Source organism: Aquisalinus flavus (assembly GCF_014640095.1).
GTDB lineage: Bacteria > Pseudomonadota > Alphaproteobacteria > Caulobacterales > Parvularculaceae > Aquisalinus > Aquisalinus flavus.
In genome coordinates this window covers 672,516-686,242 of record NZ_BMGH01000001.1, presented here as the reverse complement: position 1 = coordinate 686,242, position 13,727 = coordinate 672,516, and the positions used below count along the sequence as shown (strand labels likewise).

Annotated in this window: 10 protein-coding genes; 6 read left to right on the top strand and 4 right to left on the bottom strand. The window is 60.1% G+C overall.

All coding sequences use genetic code 11. The features are described from left to right. Positions 1–120: 120 nt before the first annotated feature. Together IEV88_RS03180 and IEV88_RS03175 are read right to left on the bottom strand one after the other, a co-directional pair. Complete coding sequence (locus tag IEV88_RS03180) at positions 121–2,733, bottom strand: TonB-dependent receptor domain-containing protein (protein ID WP_188159831.1); 2,613 nt, start codon at positions 2,731–2,733, stop codon at positions 121–123. A gap of 91 nt (positions 2,734–2,824) precedes the next feature. After that, positions 2,825–5,584 (bottom strand): beta-helix domain-containing protein, encoded by a 2,760-nt coding sequence (locus IEV88_RS03175; protein WP_188159830.1) that lies wholly within the window; start codon positions 5,582–5,584, stop codon positions 2,825–2,827. A 260-nt stretch (positions 5,585–5,844) separates the two neighbouring features. Here IEV88_RS03175 and IEV88_RS03170 point away from each other — a divergent pair, with 260 nt between their 5' ends. The 3 genes from IEV88_RS03170 (at position 5,845) to IEV88_RS03160 (ending at position 8,487) form a co-directional block, all read left to right on the top strand. Continuing rightward, positions 5,845–6,675, top strand: a complete 831-nt coding sequence (locus IEV88_RS03170) for a prepilin peptidase (RefSeq protein WP_188159829.1) — start codon at positions 5,845–5,847, stop codon at positions 6,673–6,675. A 93-nt stretch (positions 6,676–6,768) separates the two neighbouring features. After that, positions 6,769–7,755: an NAD(P)H-dependent flavin oxidoreductase gene (locus IEV88_RS03165; RefSeq protein ID WP_188160528.1), complete on the top strand. Its 987-nt coding sequence runs from the start codon at positions 6,769–6,771 to the stop codon at positions 7,753–7,755. Positions 7,756–7,767: 12 nt separating this feature from the next. Continuing rightward, the gene (locus IEV88_RS03160) at positions 7,768–8,487 is read left to right on the top strand and encodes a dienelactone hydrolase family protein (RefSeq protein ID WP_188159828.1); all 720 of its coding nucleotides are present in this window, start codon (positions 7,768–7,770) and stop codon (positions 8,485–8,487) included. Between the two features lie 54 nt (positions 8,488–8,541). On the opposite strand, the gene IEV88_RS03155 is transcribed toward IEV88_RS03160, so the two are convergent. Further along, positions 8,542–9,651 carry an NADH:flavin oxidoreductase gene (locus IEV88_RS03155; RefSeq protein WP_188159827.1) on the bottom strand — a complete coding sequence of 370 codons (1,110 nt, stop codon included), beginning with the start codon at positions 9,649–9,651 and terminating at the stop codon, positions 8,542–8,544. A 138-nt stretch (positions 9,652–9,789) separates the two neighbouring features. On the opposite strand from IEV88_RS03155, the gene IEV88_RS03150 reads away from it, so the two are divergent. After that, complete coding sequence (locus IEV88_RS03150) at positions 9,790–10,341, top strand: DsbE family thiol:disulfide interchange protein (protein ID WP_188159826.1); 552 nt, start codon at positions 9,790–9,792, stop codon at positions 10,339–10,341. Then, positions 10,328–11,209, top strand: coding sequence for a 50S ribosomal protein L11 methyltransferase (locus IEV88_RS03145; RefSeq protein ID WP_188159825.1), 882 nt, complete (start codon positions 10,328–10,330; stop codon positions 11,207–11,209). Before IEV88_RS03150 ends, IEV88_RS03145 begins: the two co-directional genes overlap by 14 nt. Before the next feature lie 5 nt (positions 11,210–11,214). Here the strand turns inward: IEV88_RS03145 and IEV88_RS03140 are convergent, their stop codons facing one another. After that, positions 11,215–11,724, bottom strand: coding sequence for a hypothetical protein (locus IEV88_RS03140; protein ID WP_188159824.1), 510 nt, complete (start codon positions 11,722–11,724; stop codon positions 11,215–11,217). Positions 11,725–11,909: 185 nt separating this feature from the next. Between IEV88_RS03140 and IEV88_RS03135 the strand changes: the two genes are divergently transcribed. Continuing rightward, positions 11,910–13,721 (top strand): aminopeptidase P family protein, encoded by a 1,812-nt coding sequence (locus IEV88_RS03135; protein WP_188159823.1) that lies wholly within the window; start codon positions 11,910–11,912, stop codon positions 13,719–13,721. Positions 13,722–13,727 lie beyond the last annotated feature (6 nt).

Below are 13,727 nucleotides of genomic sequence, written 5' to 3'. Positions count from 1 at the left end.
CGGGTGCGCCAATCGGCTATAGCTTAAATAAAATCAATATCTTAGCAAGGTATTACCAAAAATGGAAACGGGGCGGCCATGGGATGCCGCCCCGCTTTTCTTCAGGTCACTCACCTGCCCCTAGAAAGCCTTATTCAGGCTGACCGAGAAGGACCGGCCGATATCATAGGCCTCGAAGTCGAGTTCCTGTATCTCATCGGAGATCGTCGCATTGTAGCCCGAGTTTGTGATGTTCTGGAGCTTGACACCCAGGCTGACGTCACCACCCAGAATATCGAGATCCTGGTTTATCACGAGATCAAGGGTAACCGGCGGCGTTTCAACAACAGATGGTTGCGAACCCTCGCCACGATAAAGCGTTCGCTCACTGGCATAGTTGACCAGGAAGGTACCCTGGAAACCACTGTTGGCGTCTTCCAGACCGAGCTGCAGGTTGAAAAGGTGCTCGGACTGGCCAACAAGGCGGCTGCCATCTGCGACGAAGGCATTCGTCGGAACTTCCTGAGCGGTTGTACCCTGGCTGGAAAACAGAGCCCGGGTAACCGTGCCGGAATTGTCGACTTCGGAGTCAGACCATGTGTAATTGGTCTTGAAGACTAAATCCGACCCGCCCCAGGCATCGCCCAGATAATCTTCAAGAGCAAAATTCTTCTCGAATTCCAGTTCCGCACCCCACAGCTCAGCCGAAGGAGCATTGAAGAAGGACAGAACCGAAGCTTCACCTTGAGTGGAGAAGAAGTCCTCAATCGGGTTTTCGATTTCCTTGAAGAAAACTCCGACGGTCGCAAACTCACCACGGTTAAAATACCATTCAGCACGGGCGTCATAGTTCTTGAGCGAAGAGTTCTGGAGGAACGGGTTGCCTGCGTAGACGACGTCCGTCTCAGGGTCGTTGAAGCGGACCGACGTCAGCTCGCGGAATTGCGGACGGGTGATCGTTTCCGAATAGCCGGCACGCAGCTGGAAGTTACCAGCCGGGATCCAGGTCAGCGTCGCTGCCGGCAAGAAGAAATCCTCCTGCAGGGTCGGGAACAGCTGACGACCATCGGTCTGAACGCTGACGTCGGTTTCCGTCTTCTGCTTTGATTCCTCATAACGGCCACCGATGGACAAGCGGAAGAAATCGCCAAGTTCCATATCAGCTGCAGCGTAGGCACCTGTGACCTGCATCAGACCACTAAACAGGTCAGGCTGGTTGGATGTCGACTGCAGACGGACAACCGGGCTCGGCAGGGACAGGATCTCGTCAGACAAGATCAAGTCAATACGACTGCCCAGCACCTCGTTCGGATAAATACCGGCGAAAACGAAGTCCGTGCGAGACGCTTCCCGGGAGTTTACTGAATATGCAGCGCCGAAGCTGAAATCGACATTGCGGTCAGCAAGGGTAAGCGGCAACATGAAGTCAGCGCCGGTGCTGCCGGTAACATCGTCGATTTTGCCGAAGTTGACATAGTTGAGAGCAGAGTTGTTCCGGAAAACATAAGGCACATCCCCGCTCGCCGGCGTTCCTGGCGGGAACGTCCGGTAAGACGTTTGACGGTCATAGGGAGAGTCGCGCTCACCTTCACCATAGGCAAAGCGCCAGTCGACCTGAAGATCGGCAAGCGCGTCAAACTCATGCTCACCGGTCAACTGGGTCTGCCAGATCTGGCGCTCGACGAAGTTTGTCGCTTCATCGCGAAAATAGTCGTTGCCCTGGTCACGTTTACCTGTAGCGATCTGGGCTTCCTTAGAACTCTTGCGTACCAGCAACGCCGTGAAGTCCACGGCATGAGCGTCCCACTCGATACCACTGGAACTCAGGGCACTGACGGTGATTTCCTGTGTGGTTGAAAGGTAGTTGGAAAAGTCCTCGTCAGGAGCGATGTAGTTTGTGCCATCAAACGTTTCCGGCCGATTCCGGAAGCCGTTGCGGGTAATCCAGTCATTGTCGTAACCAGCGTAGAAAGTTGTGCCGATCGAAAAGTCCCGACCTGTCTCGAACAATTTGCCGAAGGCAACGGAACCGCCACCATTCGCCGGTGTATCGTCAGAGTTGATCAACAGCGTATCAAACTGCTCAAAGCTAGTCCGGGCCTCGACCGAAAGGTCGCGCTGGGTAGGATTGGCCGCGATGAAATCAACAACCTCCGAAGGCAGGTCGCGAAGACCATCGTCAAAACCGAAAACATCCGTATCTGACCCTTCATAGAACAGGCCGTCGCGCAGGGTCGTCTCTGTGTTGAAACCGAAATCGACGCCGACTTCGAGGAAGTCTTCGTCCGGTACCGACCTGGACCGCAGTTCGACGATGCCGCCACCGAACTCACCGGAGAATTGCGGCGAGAAGGTTTTCTGTACCAGCGTGCCCTCCAGAACGGATGTCGGGAACAGGTCCAGCGGCGCAGTCCGCTTCAACGGCTCCGGGCTTGGCAGCGGCGAGCCGTTCAGCGTCGCGTTATTATAGCGGGAGTTCAGACCGCGAACGATAACGAACTTGCCGCCTTCGATCGACAGGCCGGTGACGCGGCGAAGCGCATCGGCAATGTCGCTGTCGCCCTGGCGAACCAGGTCTTCAGCGTCGAGGACATTGGAGATTTCGGCAGTAGCTTTCTTCTCGTCGGGAATATTGGCGCCGCGAATGACGATGACATCGCCCTCGTCTTCGTCCTGCGCCATCGCAGCACCGGAAACGGTAAGCATCGCTGATGCGAGCAGTACCGACGGTGCGATAAGTTCATACTTTTTCATGGCTAACCTCTGTTTGCCCCCCTTAGGGCATAAAACTGTCATTGCAATGCAAGTGCGAGGACCGGCGGAAGCCCGCCGGTCCTGCTATCCCCTAGAGGCCGAAGGTCCAGCCTACGTACCAGTCATCGGCATCGTTCTCGACAGCACCGATATAGGTCGTGTCATCGAAGAACGGATTACCTGGCGACGTCGGCGTGACAGCCAGTTCGTTCGCACCCGGAGCGAGAGCCGTCGTCGTGCCAGAGGCCGTCAGTGTGCTGCTCTGGCCGCGTGTATCGCCACCCACATTGCCATTCAGACCATCAGCCCAGACACCTTCGGCAATCGCCTCGCTGTCTGCTTCGCGTGTTACATCAACAATGTAGGTCGAGAAGAAGGTCGGCGCAGCGCCCAGCGTTGATTGCTGGTCGAAATCGACACCATCATTGGTATTGGTGATGATGCCGTTATAGAAGTTGCCATCAGTGCCGGCCCGAACCTTCACACCGTCGGAGTTTGTCGCCCCACCGATGATGGTGAAGTTCGAAATCAGCGCGTTGGAGCGGGGCAGGATGTCGGTATCGTTCGAGCGGTTGTCGACCTCCATACCACGGTCGCCGTCATCATCGGACTGAACGATAATCGCATATTGCGCATTGCCGTTCCAGCCATCGGTCCAGTCGAGAGAATCGTCGCCCGAGCCAGTAATGACGAGATATTTCGCGTTTGAAGTACCGCCATACCATTCAACGCCATCGTCCTGAGCGTTGTGGACCTGGACATACTCAATTTCGGTTCCTCGTCCGGTACCATGGAGAGAAATGCCGTTCAGCTCGTCCTCACCGTTGAACTGGAAGCCTGCATACATGACGCGGACATAGTTCAGCGTGCCGCTGTCATCGTCCGGATCGTTACCGCCGTAAAGGCCAGTACCACCCTCACCGGTCTTCTCGCAAAGCTCCGGATTGGCGACCGGGTCTACCGTGGTGACGTCGCAATCATTGATTGGCGCACGGCCGTTGATGGCGAGGCCGCCCCAAAGACCGCGTTCAGTTTGCTGTACAGTACCTTCAACGTCGCTCGCTGCGGTCAAGACGATCGGGGCAGCGGCAGTACCGAGAGCCTCGATTTTCGAACCACGGGTTATGACGAGTGCGTCTTCACCCGAGCGGCCATAAATGGTAACGCCCGGCTCAATCGTCAGCGTTGCGCGGAAACCATCTTTCGGATCCGACGCGTTTGCGCCGGCATCCGTCCCGACGAAGACGGTGCCTTCGAAGGTGTAGAGATTGCCGTTGGTCAGCGTCAGGTCTTCACTGATCGCGTTCGGCAGGATACAGACAAGGTTCTCTGAACGACCAGCCGGGACAGGGTCGCCGGAAACGGCGGTGCCCGACGGACAACCGGTTGAATCACTGGGCGGGAAGTAGTTGGTGATCGTCCAGCCTGTCGTCCAGTTGGACCCGTTTGTCTCGTTCAGCGGATCGAAAGCACCGATATAGGTCGGTGTATCCAGCGAATTGCCGACAGAGTTGTTGGTCACCGGCACAGCACGTTCTGCCTGACCAGGGATGACACCGTTCATGGTGTTGCCGCTGGCTTCGACACTGTCCGTTGCCGTGATGTCGACGATGCCGTTATTGCCGGCAGTGTAGATGGAGGCGACAGTCGGTTCCACGCCTGCAGTAGATTGCTGGTCAAAATCGACGCCGTCACCAAAGCCGATGACAATGGCGTTGGCGATATTGCCGTCAGTACCGGCACGAAGCTTCATGCCATCAGAACCGGTTGCCCCGCCAAAGAGGGTCAGGTTGGACAGGTTCGGATTGGAGCGTGGCAGGATATCAGTGTCGTTTGAACGGTTGTCGGCCTCAATGCCACGGTCACCATCAGTGTCATCCTGAATGACGAGGGCGTATTGCAGATCGCCGTCCCAGCCATCGGTCCAGTCGATCGAATCATCGCCGGAGCCGGTGATGACGATATATTTACCATTGACCGTACCGCCGTAGAACTCGACACCGTCATCCTGAGAGTTATGGACCTGTATGTGAGAGAGTTGCGTCCCCTCGCCAACACCCTGGAAGGAGATGCCGTTCAGTTCGTCTTCACCGTTGAACTGGAAGCCCGCATATTGGACACGGACATATGAGAGCGTGCCGGAACTGTCCATGGGGTCATCGCCACCATAAAGACCTGTACCGCCTTCACCTGTCTTGTTGCAAGCCGCTGTCGCCGGTGTCGCCGTGGTTACGTCGCAATCGTTGATCGGCGCGAGACCGTTGATGGTGAGACCACCCCACTGACCGCGAACGGTAGTGTCGCCGGAGGAAGAGCCGTCATCGACGCTGCCGTCAGCAACGTCCTGCTTCGAGGTCATGACGATCGGTTGAGCCGCGGTGCCCGCTGCATTGATCTGCGATCCCGGGTTGATGACGAGGACGTCCTCACCGTTTTGGCCAAAAAGGATGGCACCAGCACCGATATCGAGCGTCGCGGTTGCGCCGGATGGATTGGAAATAAGGTTCTCACCGATGAAAACGCTACCGCCGATGCCGTAACCGACGCGCTGGCCACCAAAGGTGCCGGGCAGGTTCAGGTCATCGGTAAAAGTGCCGCCAGAGATCAGGCATGCTGTGATGTCAGTGCCGCTCTCGGTCAGAGTGCCCTGGGCTGTGCCAGCAGGGCAGGTGAAGCCGGACGGGACAAGATTGACAGCATTGGTGCCGCCGCCGCCGCCGCCGCCAGGAACGACGGTTACAGGACCGGCATCGCCGTTATTCTCGTTACTGCCGCTACCGGAACAGGCTGCGAGAACCGCGCACGCGCTGCTGAGAAGAAGACCGCCACGAAGATTGGAAAGTACGTTCATATTTGCCCCCAAGGCTCATGAATGAATAAAGGGTACGAGTCCCCGCACATCTGTTACGGGGTCACAGGCGTCTTAACGCGACTGCGCTACAGTTTTGTGACGAGTTTGTTTCAGGTCTGTGTCACAAAATTTTGCATAAGATTCCTCAGTGTGCACACATTGCGCATACGATATTTCAAGGTCTGGTTTCTACTGCAAAATCAGCCTAGTAGACAGTTAACGAAACGGATCGTACCAAAGCTCGAGGCGGCCAAGAGACTGTGCTTTTTGTACCCTACATTCTGATATTCTCGTTCGGGCTGTGCCTTGGCAGCTTCCTTAATGTCGTCATATCGCGCGGACCGGTGCTTTGGGGTCTCGCACACAGTGCGCATACGGAACGCCTGGGACTCGCCTCTCCGCGCTCTCAGTGCGCCTCCTGTCACACGCCGCTGAAAAGCTGGCACCTGATTCCGGTTTTCAGCTGGCTCGCCCTGCGCGGCAGGTGCGCCTGGTGCCGGGAGAGAATCAGCATCCGCTATCCGCTGGTCGAGCTGGCAATCGGCGTTCTGGCGATTGCGAGTGTGCTGTTGCTTGGCTGGCAAGCGGGGGCTTTATACCTGTTCACCGCCGGCTGCCTCATCGTGGCGCTCGGTGTGATCGACCTGGAGACAGGCTATCTGCCTGACATGCTGACATTCCCGCTGATCGCGATCGGGCTGATCGGCGGATGGTTCTGGATGCTGGTATCATTCTCCGACGCGATCATCGGCGCGCTCGTCGGCTATGGCGTATTCTGGCTGATTCGCTTCTTCTATATGCGCCTGCGCGGGATAGAGGGGCTGGGCCTTGGCGATGCGAAGATGCTGGCCGGGCTTGGCGCCATGACCGGGTGGATGTCCCTGCCCGCCATCGTGCTGGCCTCATCACTCGCCGGGCTTGTCTACATCGGCATCATGCGCATGCGCGGCAAGGAGATTGGCCCCCAGACCGCGATCCGGTTCGGACCCTTCCTTGCGGTTGGCGGATTGTGCGTCCTGTTGCTGCTGGCGGCGGATCACCTGCCCTGGATCACATATCGCTATAGTGGCCTGACCTACATCTCGCGCTGATCATCGCACTGCATAGCAGCATTGCCGGTCCATGAGGCCCTGATCTAGGGTGTGGGCCAATTTGAAAGAGACAGGCTTGCAGGAGACCAGATGATGAGCCAGAGCGCCCGCGCGAGATTCAACAAGATCAGGAAGACGATGAGCGTGCCGGTGGTCGGCTCGCCGATGTTCATCGTCTCCAATCCCAAGCTGGTCATCGCCCAGTGCACGGCGGGGATTATTGGCTCCTTCCCCGCGCTCAACGCCCGGCCTGCCGAATCGCTCGACACATGGCTGACCGAAATCGAGGAAGCTCTGGACGCGTACAATCAGGCAAACCCGGACAGTCCCGCGGCGCCCTTCGCCGTCAACCAGATCGTCCACCGCTCCAACGACCGGCTGCAGCACGACATGGACGTCTGCGTGAAACATGACGTGCCGATCGTCATCACCTCGCTGGGCGCGCGGGAGGAAGTGAACGAGGCGGTGCACTCCTATGGCGGGCTGGTGTTCCACGATGTCATCAACAACACCTTCGCGAAGAAAGCGGTTTCCAAGGGCGCGGACGGGCTGATCGCCGTTGCTGCCGGGGCCGGTGGCCATGCCGGCACGCTGTCACCTTTTGCGCTGGTGTCGGAAATCCGCGAATGGTTCGACGGCCCGCTGCTCCTGTCCGGCTCGATCGCAACCGGTGCCGGCGTGCTGGCGGCAGAGGCAATGGGTGCTGACGCCGCCTATATCGGCTCGGCCTTCATCGCGACGGAAGAGGCCAATGCCATAGACGAGTACAAGCAGGGCATTGTCGACGGGCACATGGAGGACATTGTGTACACGAACTATTTCTCCGGCGTGCATGGCAATTATCTCGGGGCCTCGATCAAGCGGGCGGGGATGGACCCAATGAACCTGCCCGTCGCCGACCCGTCGAAGATGAATTTCGGCGCCTCCGGCGACAAGGAGACGAGCGCCAAGGCATGGAAGGATATCTGGGGCTCGGGCCAGGGCATCGGCGCCATCGACAAGGTCCAGCCCGCAGGCGCTTATGTTGCCGAACTCGCCGCCCAGTATAAGTCTGCGAAAGAGAGACTGTTAAACAGCTGACCGGAGGACAATATGGCCCTGAAAACCGATCTCGTCGAATACACCCATAATGGCGACACGCTGGAGGCTTTCGTGGCCTGGGACGACACCCAGACCGGTGAGCGGCCAGCCGTGCTCGTCTGCCACGCCTGGGGTGGGCGCGACGAACATTCCGAGGAAACCGCGAAGAAGATGGCCGCGATGGGCTATGTCGGCGTCGCCCTCGACGTCTATGGCAAGGGCGTGCGCGGCGGCTCCACGGAAGAGAACCAGAAACTGATGACGCCTTTCATCGAGGACCGCGACATGCTCGCGGACCGGCTGAAGGCCGGGATGGAGGCCGCAGCGGCGCTCGGCACGGTGAACCCTGCGAAGATCGCGGTCTGCGGCTATTGCTTCGGCGGGCTATGTGCCCTCGACATGGCGCGTGCCAATACCGGCGTCATTGGCGCGGCAGCCTTCCACGCCATTCTCGGCAAGCCGGAGAAGCCCGGCAGCGGCGATATCTCCGCCAAGGTGCTGGCGATGCAGGGTTTCGACGATCCGATGGCAACACCGGAAGACGAGACCGCCTTCGGCAAGGAGATGACCGGGCGCAAGGCCGACTGGCAATTGCATGTCTATGGCGGCGTCATGCACGCCTTCACCAACAAGCAGGCAAATGACCCGGAGTTCGGCACCGTCTATGATGCGACCGCCGACCGGCGGTCATGGACGACGTTCACGGACTTTCTCGAAGAGGTCTTCAACTAGGATCGACGCACCCACTGCAAATGAAAAGCCCCGCCGGTGCGGGGCTTTTTTCGTTCAGAGCAGTTCGGCAAGTGCCGACGGCTCGAAACTCTCCAGCTTCTCACCGGCGCGGACCTTGGCAACCCAGTCCGGATCGCTCAGCAGCGCACGGCCTACGGCGATGAGATCGAACTCGTCGCGCGCCATCCGTTCCAGCAGGTTTTCCAGACCGGCGGCCTGTGCGCTCTGTCCCGCAAAGGCCGAGAAGAAGTCACCATCGAGGCCGACGGAGCCGACACTGACGGTGACCGCGCCGGTCAGCTTCTTGGCCCAGCCGGCAAAGTTCAGGCCGTTCTCGCCGTCAAGTTCGGGGAATTCCGGTTCCCAGAAGCGGCGCTGGGAGCAGTGCAGAATGTTGGCCCCGGCATCGACCAGCGGCTGCAGCCAGTCGGTCATCGCGTCCGGCGTCGGCGCGAGCCGCGCAGTATATTCCTGCTGCTTCCACTGGCTGAGGCGGATCGCGAGCGGGTAGTCCGGCCCGACAGCCTTGCGCACGGCAGCGATGACCTCCCCGGCAAAGCGCGAGCGCTCCTTGATTGTCGGGCCGCCATAGCGGTCGTCGCGCTCATTCGTGCCCGGCCAAAAGAACTCGTCGATTAGATAGCCATGGGCGCCATGCAGTTCGACCATATCGAAGCCGAGGCGTTTGGCATTAGCGGCCGCACTGGCGAAGGCGGCGACGGTATCGGCAATGTCTTCCTCGCTCATCGCCTTGCCGCGCGGGGTACCCGGTGCCAGAAGCCCGGACGGGCTCTCGACCTCGGCATCCGGCTCCCAGCCGCTCTGGCCACGGGTCGCGCCGGTATGCCAGAGCTGCGGCCCCATTCGCCCGCCAGCCTCATGCACGGCGTCGATGACGCCCTTCCAGCCGGTGAGCGCGGCGTCCCCGTGGAAGAAGGGAATATGCTGTTCATTGCGCGAGGCCGGGCGGTCGATGACCGTCCCCTCGGACAGGATCAGCCCGACATCGCCAGCGCCGCGGCGGCGATAATACTCGGCATTGGGCTGGCCCGGAACGCCGTTCGGCGCCTTGTTGCGGGTCATCGGCGCCATGACGAAACGGTTCTTCAATTCCATGGGACCGATGGATAGCGGGCGGAACAGCACATCAAGACTGTCGGACATCAGGTACTCCTTCAAAAGCAGCCTTCCACCTAACCGCGTTCTGCCGCCGATCAATCGGGCGGCAGATCACAAACAGGTGTTCGACGACCCGCAAACATAGATGACAAGCGGGCCGCGCTGCCGTAAAAGCGCCGGACCATGAAACGATTACTGCTTTTTGTCCCTATCGCGCTTTTCGCGGCCCTCGGCCTCTTCGCCCTGTTCGGGCTGAAGATCGACAAGGACGTGCTGCCCTCCGCCATGATTGACAAGCCGGTCCCGGAATTCGACCTGCCGCCGGTCGCGGCCGATATCCCGGCCTTTTCCAGCGAGGATCTTCAGGGCCAGGTGTCGCTCGTGAACATATTCGGCTCGTGGTGCATCGCCTGCCGCTATGAACACCCGTTCCTGATGGAGCTGGCGGAAAGCGGCGAGATCGCGATCTATGGCATCGACTGGAAAGACACGCCGGAGGATGGCGCGGCGTGGCTGGAGCGCTTCGGCAATCCGTACACGGCGGTCGGCAATGATTATGAAGGGCGCACGGCGATAGACTTCGGCGTTTCCGGCGCGCCGGAGACCTTCGTCATCGACCATCAGGGCCGCATCCGCTGGCGCTTTGCCGGCGCGCTGAACGAGGAGATCTGGAACCGCCAGTTCGCGCCGCTGATTACCCAATTGAGAAAGGACGCCGAAAATGCCGAGCTATAAGCTGATCTGGCACGGCACTCGCGAGGCGCTGGAACAGATTTCCATGATCGTCGCAGAGCTGTTCGACCCGATGGCCGACGCCGTCAGCCTGACCAAGAAGGACGCGATCGAGGAAGACGCCGATACCCCCTGGACGCTGGAGGTTTATTATGCCGACGCTCCGGATACTGACAGCCTTGCCGCGTTCCTGAGACAGCACGCTGTGGACGTGACCCCCGAAGTCGAGGAACTGCCCGACATCGACTGGGTCGCCCATGCACTGGAAGGTCTTGGGATCGTCACCTGCGGGCGCTTCGTGCTCTATGGCATTCACGATGCCGACAAGCTGCCCGATGCCAACACCATCGTGCCGATCCGCATCGACGCCAACCAGGCCTTTGGCACCGGTCACCACCCGACAACGGCAGGCTGCCTCGAGGTGCTCGACCGGATCGAATATCTGAAGCCGCGCAACATCCTCGATCTCGGCACCGGCTCCGCCGTGCTCGCGATCGCCGCGCGCAAGATCTGGGCTGGCAGGATCATCGCCAGCGATATCGACGCCAAGTCGGTTGAGATCGCCGCGGAGAATGCCGCGCTCAACCAGGTCAGCGATATCCGCTTCGTCACTGCTGCCGGATTCGGCCATGACGAAATCGCCGGCGCCGCACCGTTCGATTTCATCTTCGCGAATATCCTCGCTGGCCCCCTCGCCGAACTGGCGCCGGACATGGCGAGGCACACGGAGCAAGGCGCGACGGTGGTCCTCGCCGGCCTGCTCGCCCGGCAGGAAGGCGATGTCATGGCCGCCTACGAGGCGAATAACTTCACCCTGAAAGACCGCCACGCCCACGAGACATGGCCGGTGCTGATCTTCGAGAGAAGCTGAGCGGTCTAGAACTTGCCGCAGCTGGCGAGAACGAGTTCGGAGATACCGCCGAGATCGTCCTCGTTGAAATAGACCGTGTCGGTAACACCACCGGCCGACAGGGTCAGGTCACCTTCCCAGAAATCCCAGATATTGGCGACGATGTCGTAGGCCGCGCCGTCGCGGCCGGTCCACGCATATTCGTTGCGGTCATTGGGCACCAGATTGCCGTCAACAACGGTGACATCATCAATGGTGATGGTGACGGGAACCAATGCCCCGCCGGTGATCGGCACGTCGGGCTTCCAGACCACATCGAAGGCGTAGCCTCGGGTGCAGCCGAACGAGAAGGTCGGCCCGTAGCCTTCATAGACACCCTTTACGAAGTGCTCGGCAGGGTTTGACAGGTCGCCCTTTTCATAAAGGCTCCATCCATACGCGAGCGGCGTTATGGACCAGTCATCGTTCGCCATGGCGGACGAGGCCATAGGTGCGGTCAGGGCCACAAGCGCAGCCGAAACATTCAGAATTCTCATTATCGTCTCTCCCTGAAAAACCGGATGCTCGGCCGGCGGCAAAGAATAGACGCGCGCAGACCGGGCCGATATCCCCGGTTCGAGGGAGCCGGCGCTGTGCCGACCCGCATACTGAACTGGCATTCACCCGGCCAAAGGCCTATGTTCTGTCCAGATTTTACGTTCCCGATTTCAGGAGGACATTCATGTTCCAGAGCTTCGACCCCGCATCCGACCGCAGCTTCGCCGCCCAACACCTGCCGGCGATGCGCGAAGAGATGCAGAAACAAAATCTCGACGGCTTTCTCGTGCCCCATGACGACGAATATCTGAACGAGTACCTGCCCGACAATGCCGAGCGCCTGATGTGGGCATCGGGCTTTTCCGGCTCCGCCGGGTCGGCCATCGTGTTTGTCGACTCTGCCGTCATCTTCACCGATGGCCGCTATACCGTGCAGGTGCGCGAGCAGGTCGACGATCAGTATTTCGCCTATGAAGACCTGACCTCGATGCCGCCGGAAGCCTGGCTGACAAAGCATGGCAAGGAAGGCCAGCGCATCGGCTTCGATCCGCACCTGCATTCGGCCAATCACGTGAAGGCGCTGAAGGCTGCCGCCAAGCATGCCGGGTTCGAGTTGGTCGCCGTAGACGATAACCCGATCGACGTCGCATGGGCCAGCCGCCCCGCCTCCCCGATGACGCCTGTCGATGTGCATGCGGACGACTTCGCCGGCAGATCGAGCGCGGAGAAACGAGCCGAGATCGCCGCCGTGCTGAAAGACAAGAAGGCCGATGCCGTGGTGCTGACCGCGCCGCACTCGCTTGCCTGGCTGTTCAATATCCGCGGCAGGGATGTGCACGCGACGCCGCTGCCGCTTGGCCGCGCGATCCTGTTTGCCGACGGCACCGCCTCCCTGTTCATCCACCCGGACAAGATGAGCGACGCGGTCGAGACGCATCTGGGCAATGACGTGTCGGTCTACCCGGAAGCGAAGGTCGGCAAGCACCTGGACAGGCTGGGCGGCAAGACCGTGCTGATCGACCCGGCGATTGCGCCCTACTGGTTCGTCCGCAGGCTGAAAAAGGCCGATGCGAAAGTACTGGAGGGAGCGGACCCCTGCGCCCTGCCGCGGGCCTGCAAGACGCCGGTGGAAATCGAAGGCTCCCGCCAGGCCCATATCCGCGACGGACGGGCGGTGACGCGCTTCCTGTACTGGATCGCGACGCAGGCCCAGGACGGCACGGTCACGGAGATCGAGGCCGCGCGGAAGCTGGAGGAATTCCGCCGCCAGTCGAACCTGTTGCGGGACATCTCCTTTGATACCATCTCCGCCGCTGTTGGCCATGGCGCCCTGCCCCATTACCGCGTGACCACCAGCAGCGACCGCACGCTCGACCGGAATTCTCTTTATCTCGTGGACTCCGGCGGTCAGTACCCGGACGGCACGACCGACATCACCCGCACGATTGCCATCGGCACGCCGAGCCCGGAGATGAAGCAGCGCTACACGCTGGTGCTGAAGGGCCATATCGCGCTGGCGCTGGCGCGTTTCCCCAAGGGCACGCCGGGCATCCAGCTCGACACGCTGGCGCGTATGCATCTGTGGAATGCCGGGCTCGACTATGACCACGGCACCGGCCATGGTGTCGGCAGCTATCTCGGCGTCCATGAAGGCCCGCAGAACATCTCCAAGAAGCCGGTCACCCAGCCGCTGATGCCGGGCATGATCTGTTCCAACGAACCCGGCTATTACAAGGTCGGCGAGTATGGCATCCGCATCGAGAACCTGATCGTGGTCAACAACCCGGAACCCGTCGAGGGCGGTGACCGCGAGATGATGAGCTTCGAGACGGTGACGATGGCCCCGCTCGACCGGCACCTGATCGACACCAGCTTGCTGACGCAGGTCGAGCGCGACTGGGTCAACACCTATCACGCCGTCGTCTATGACAAGCTCGCCGGCGAGCTGGAAGACGATGTGCGCGACTGGCTGAAATCGGCGACCGCACCGATATAGACCAGC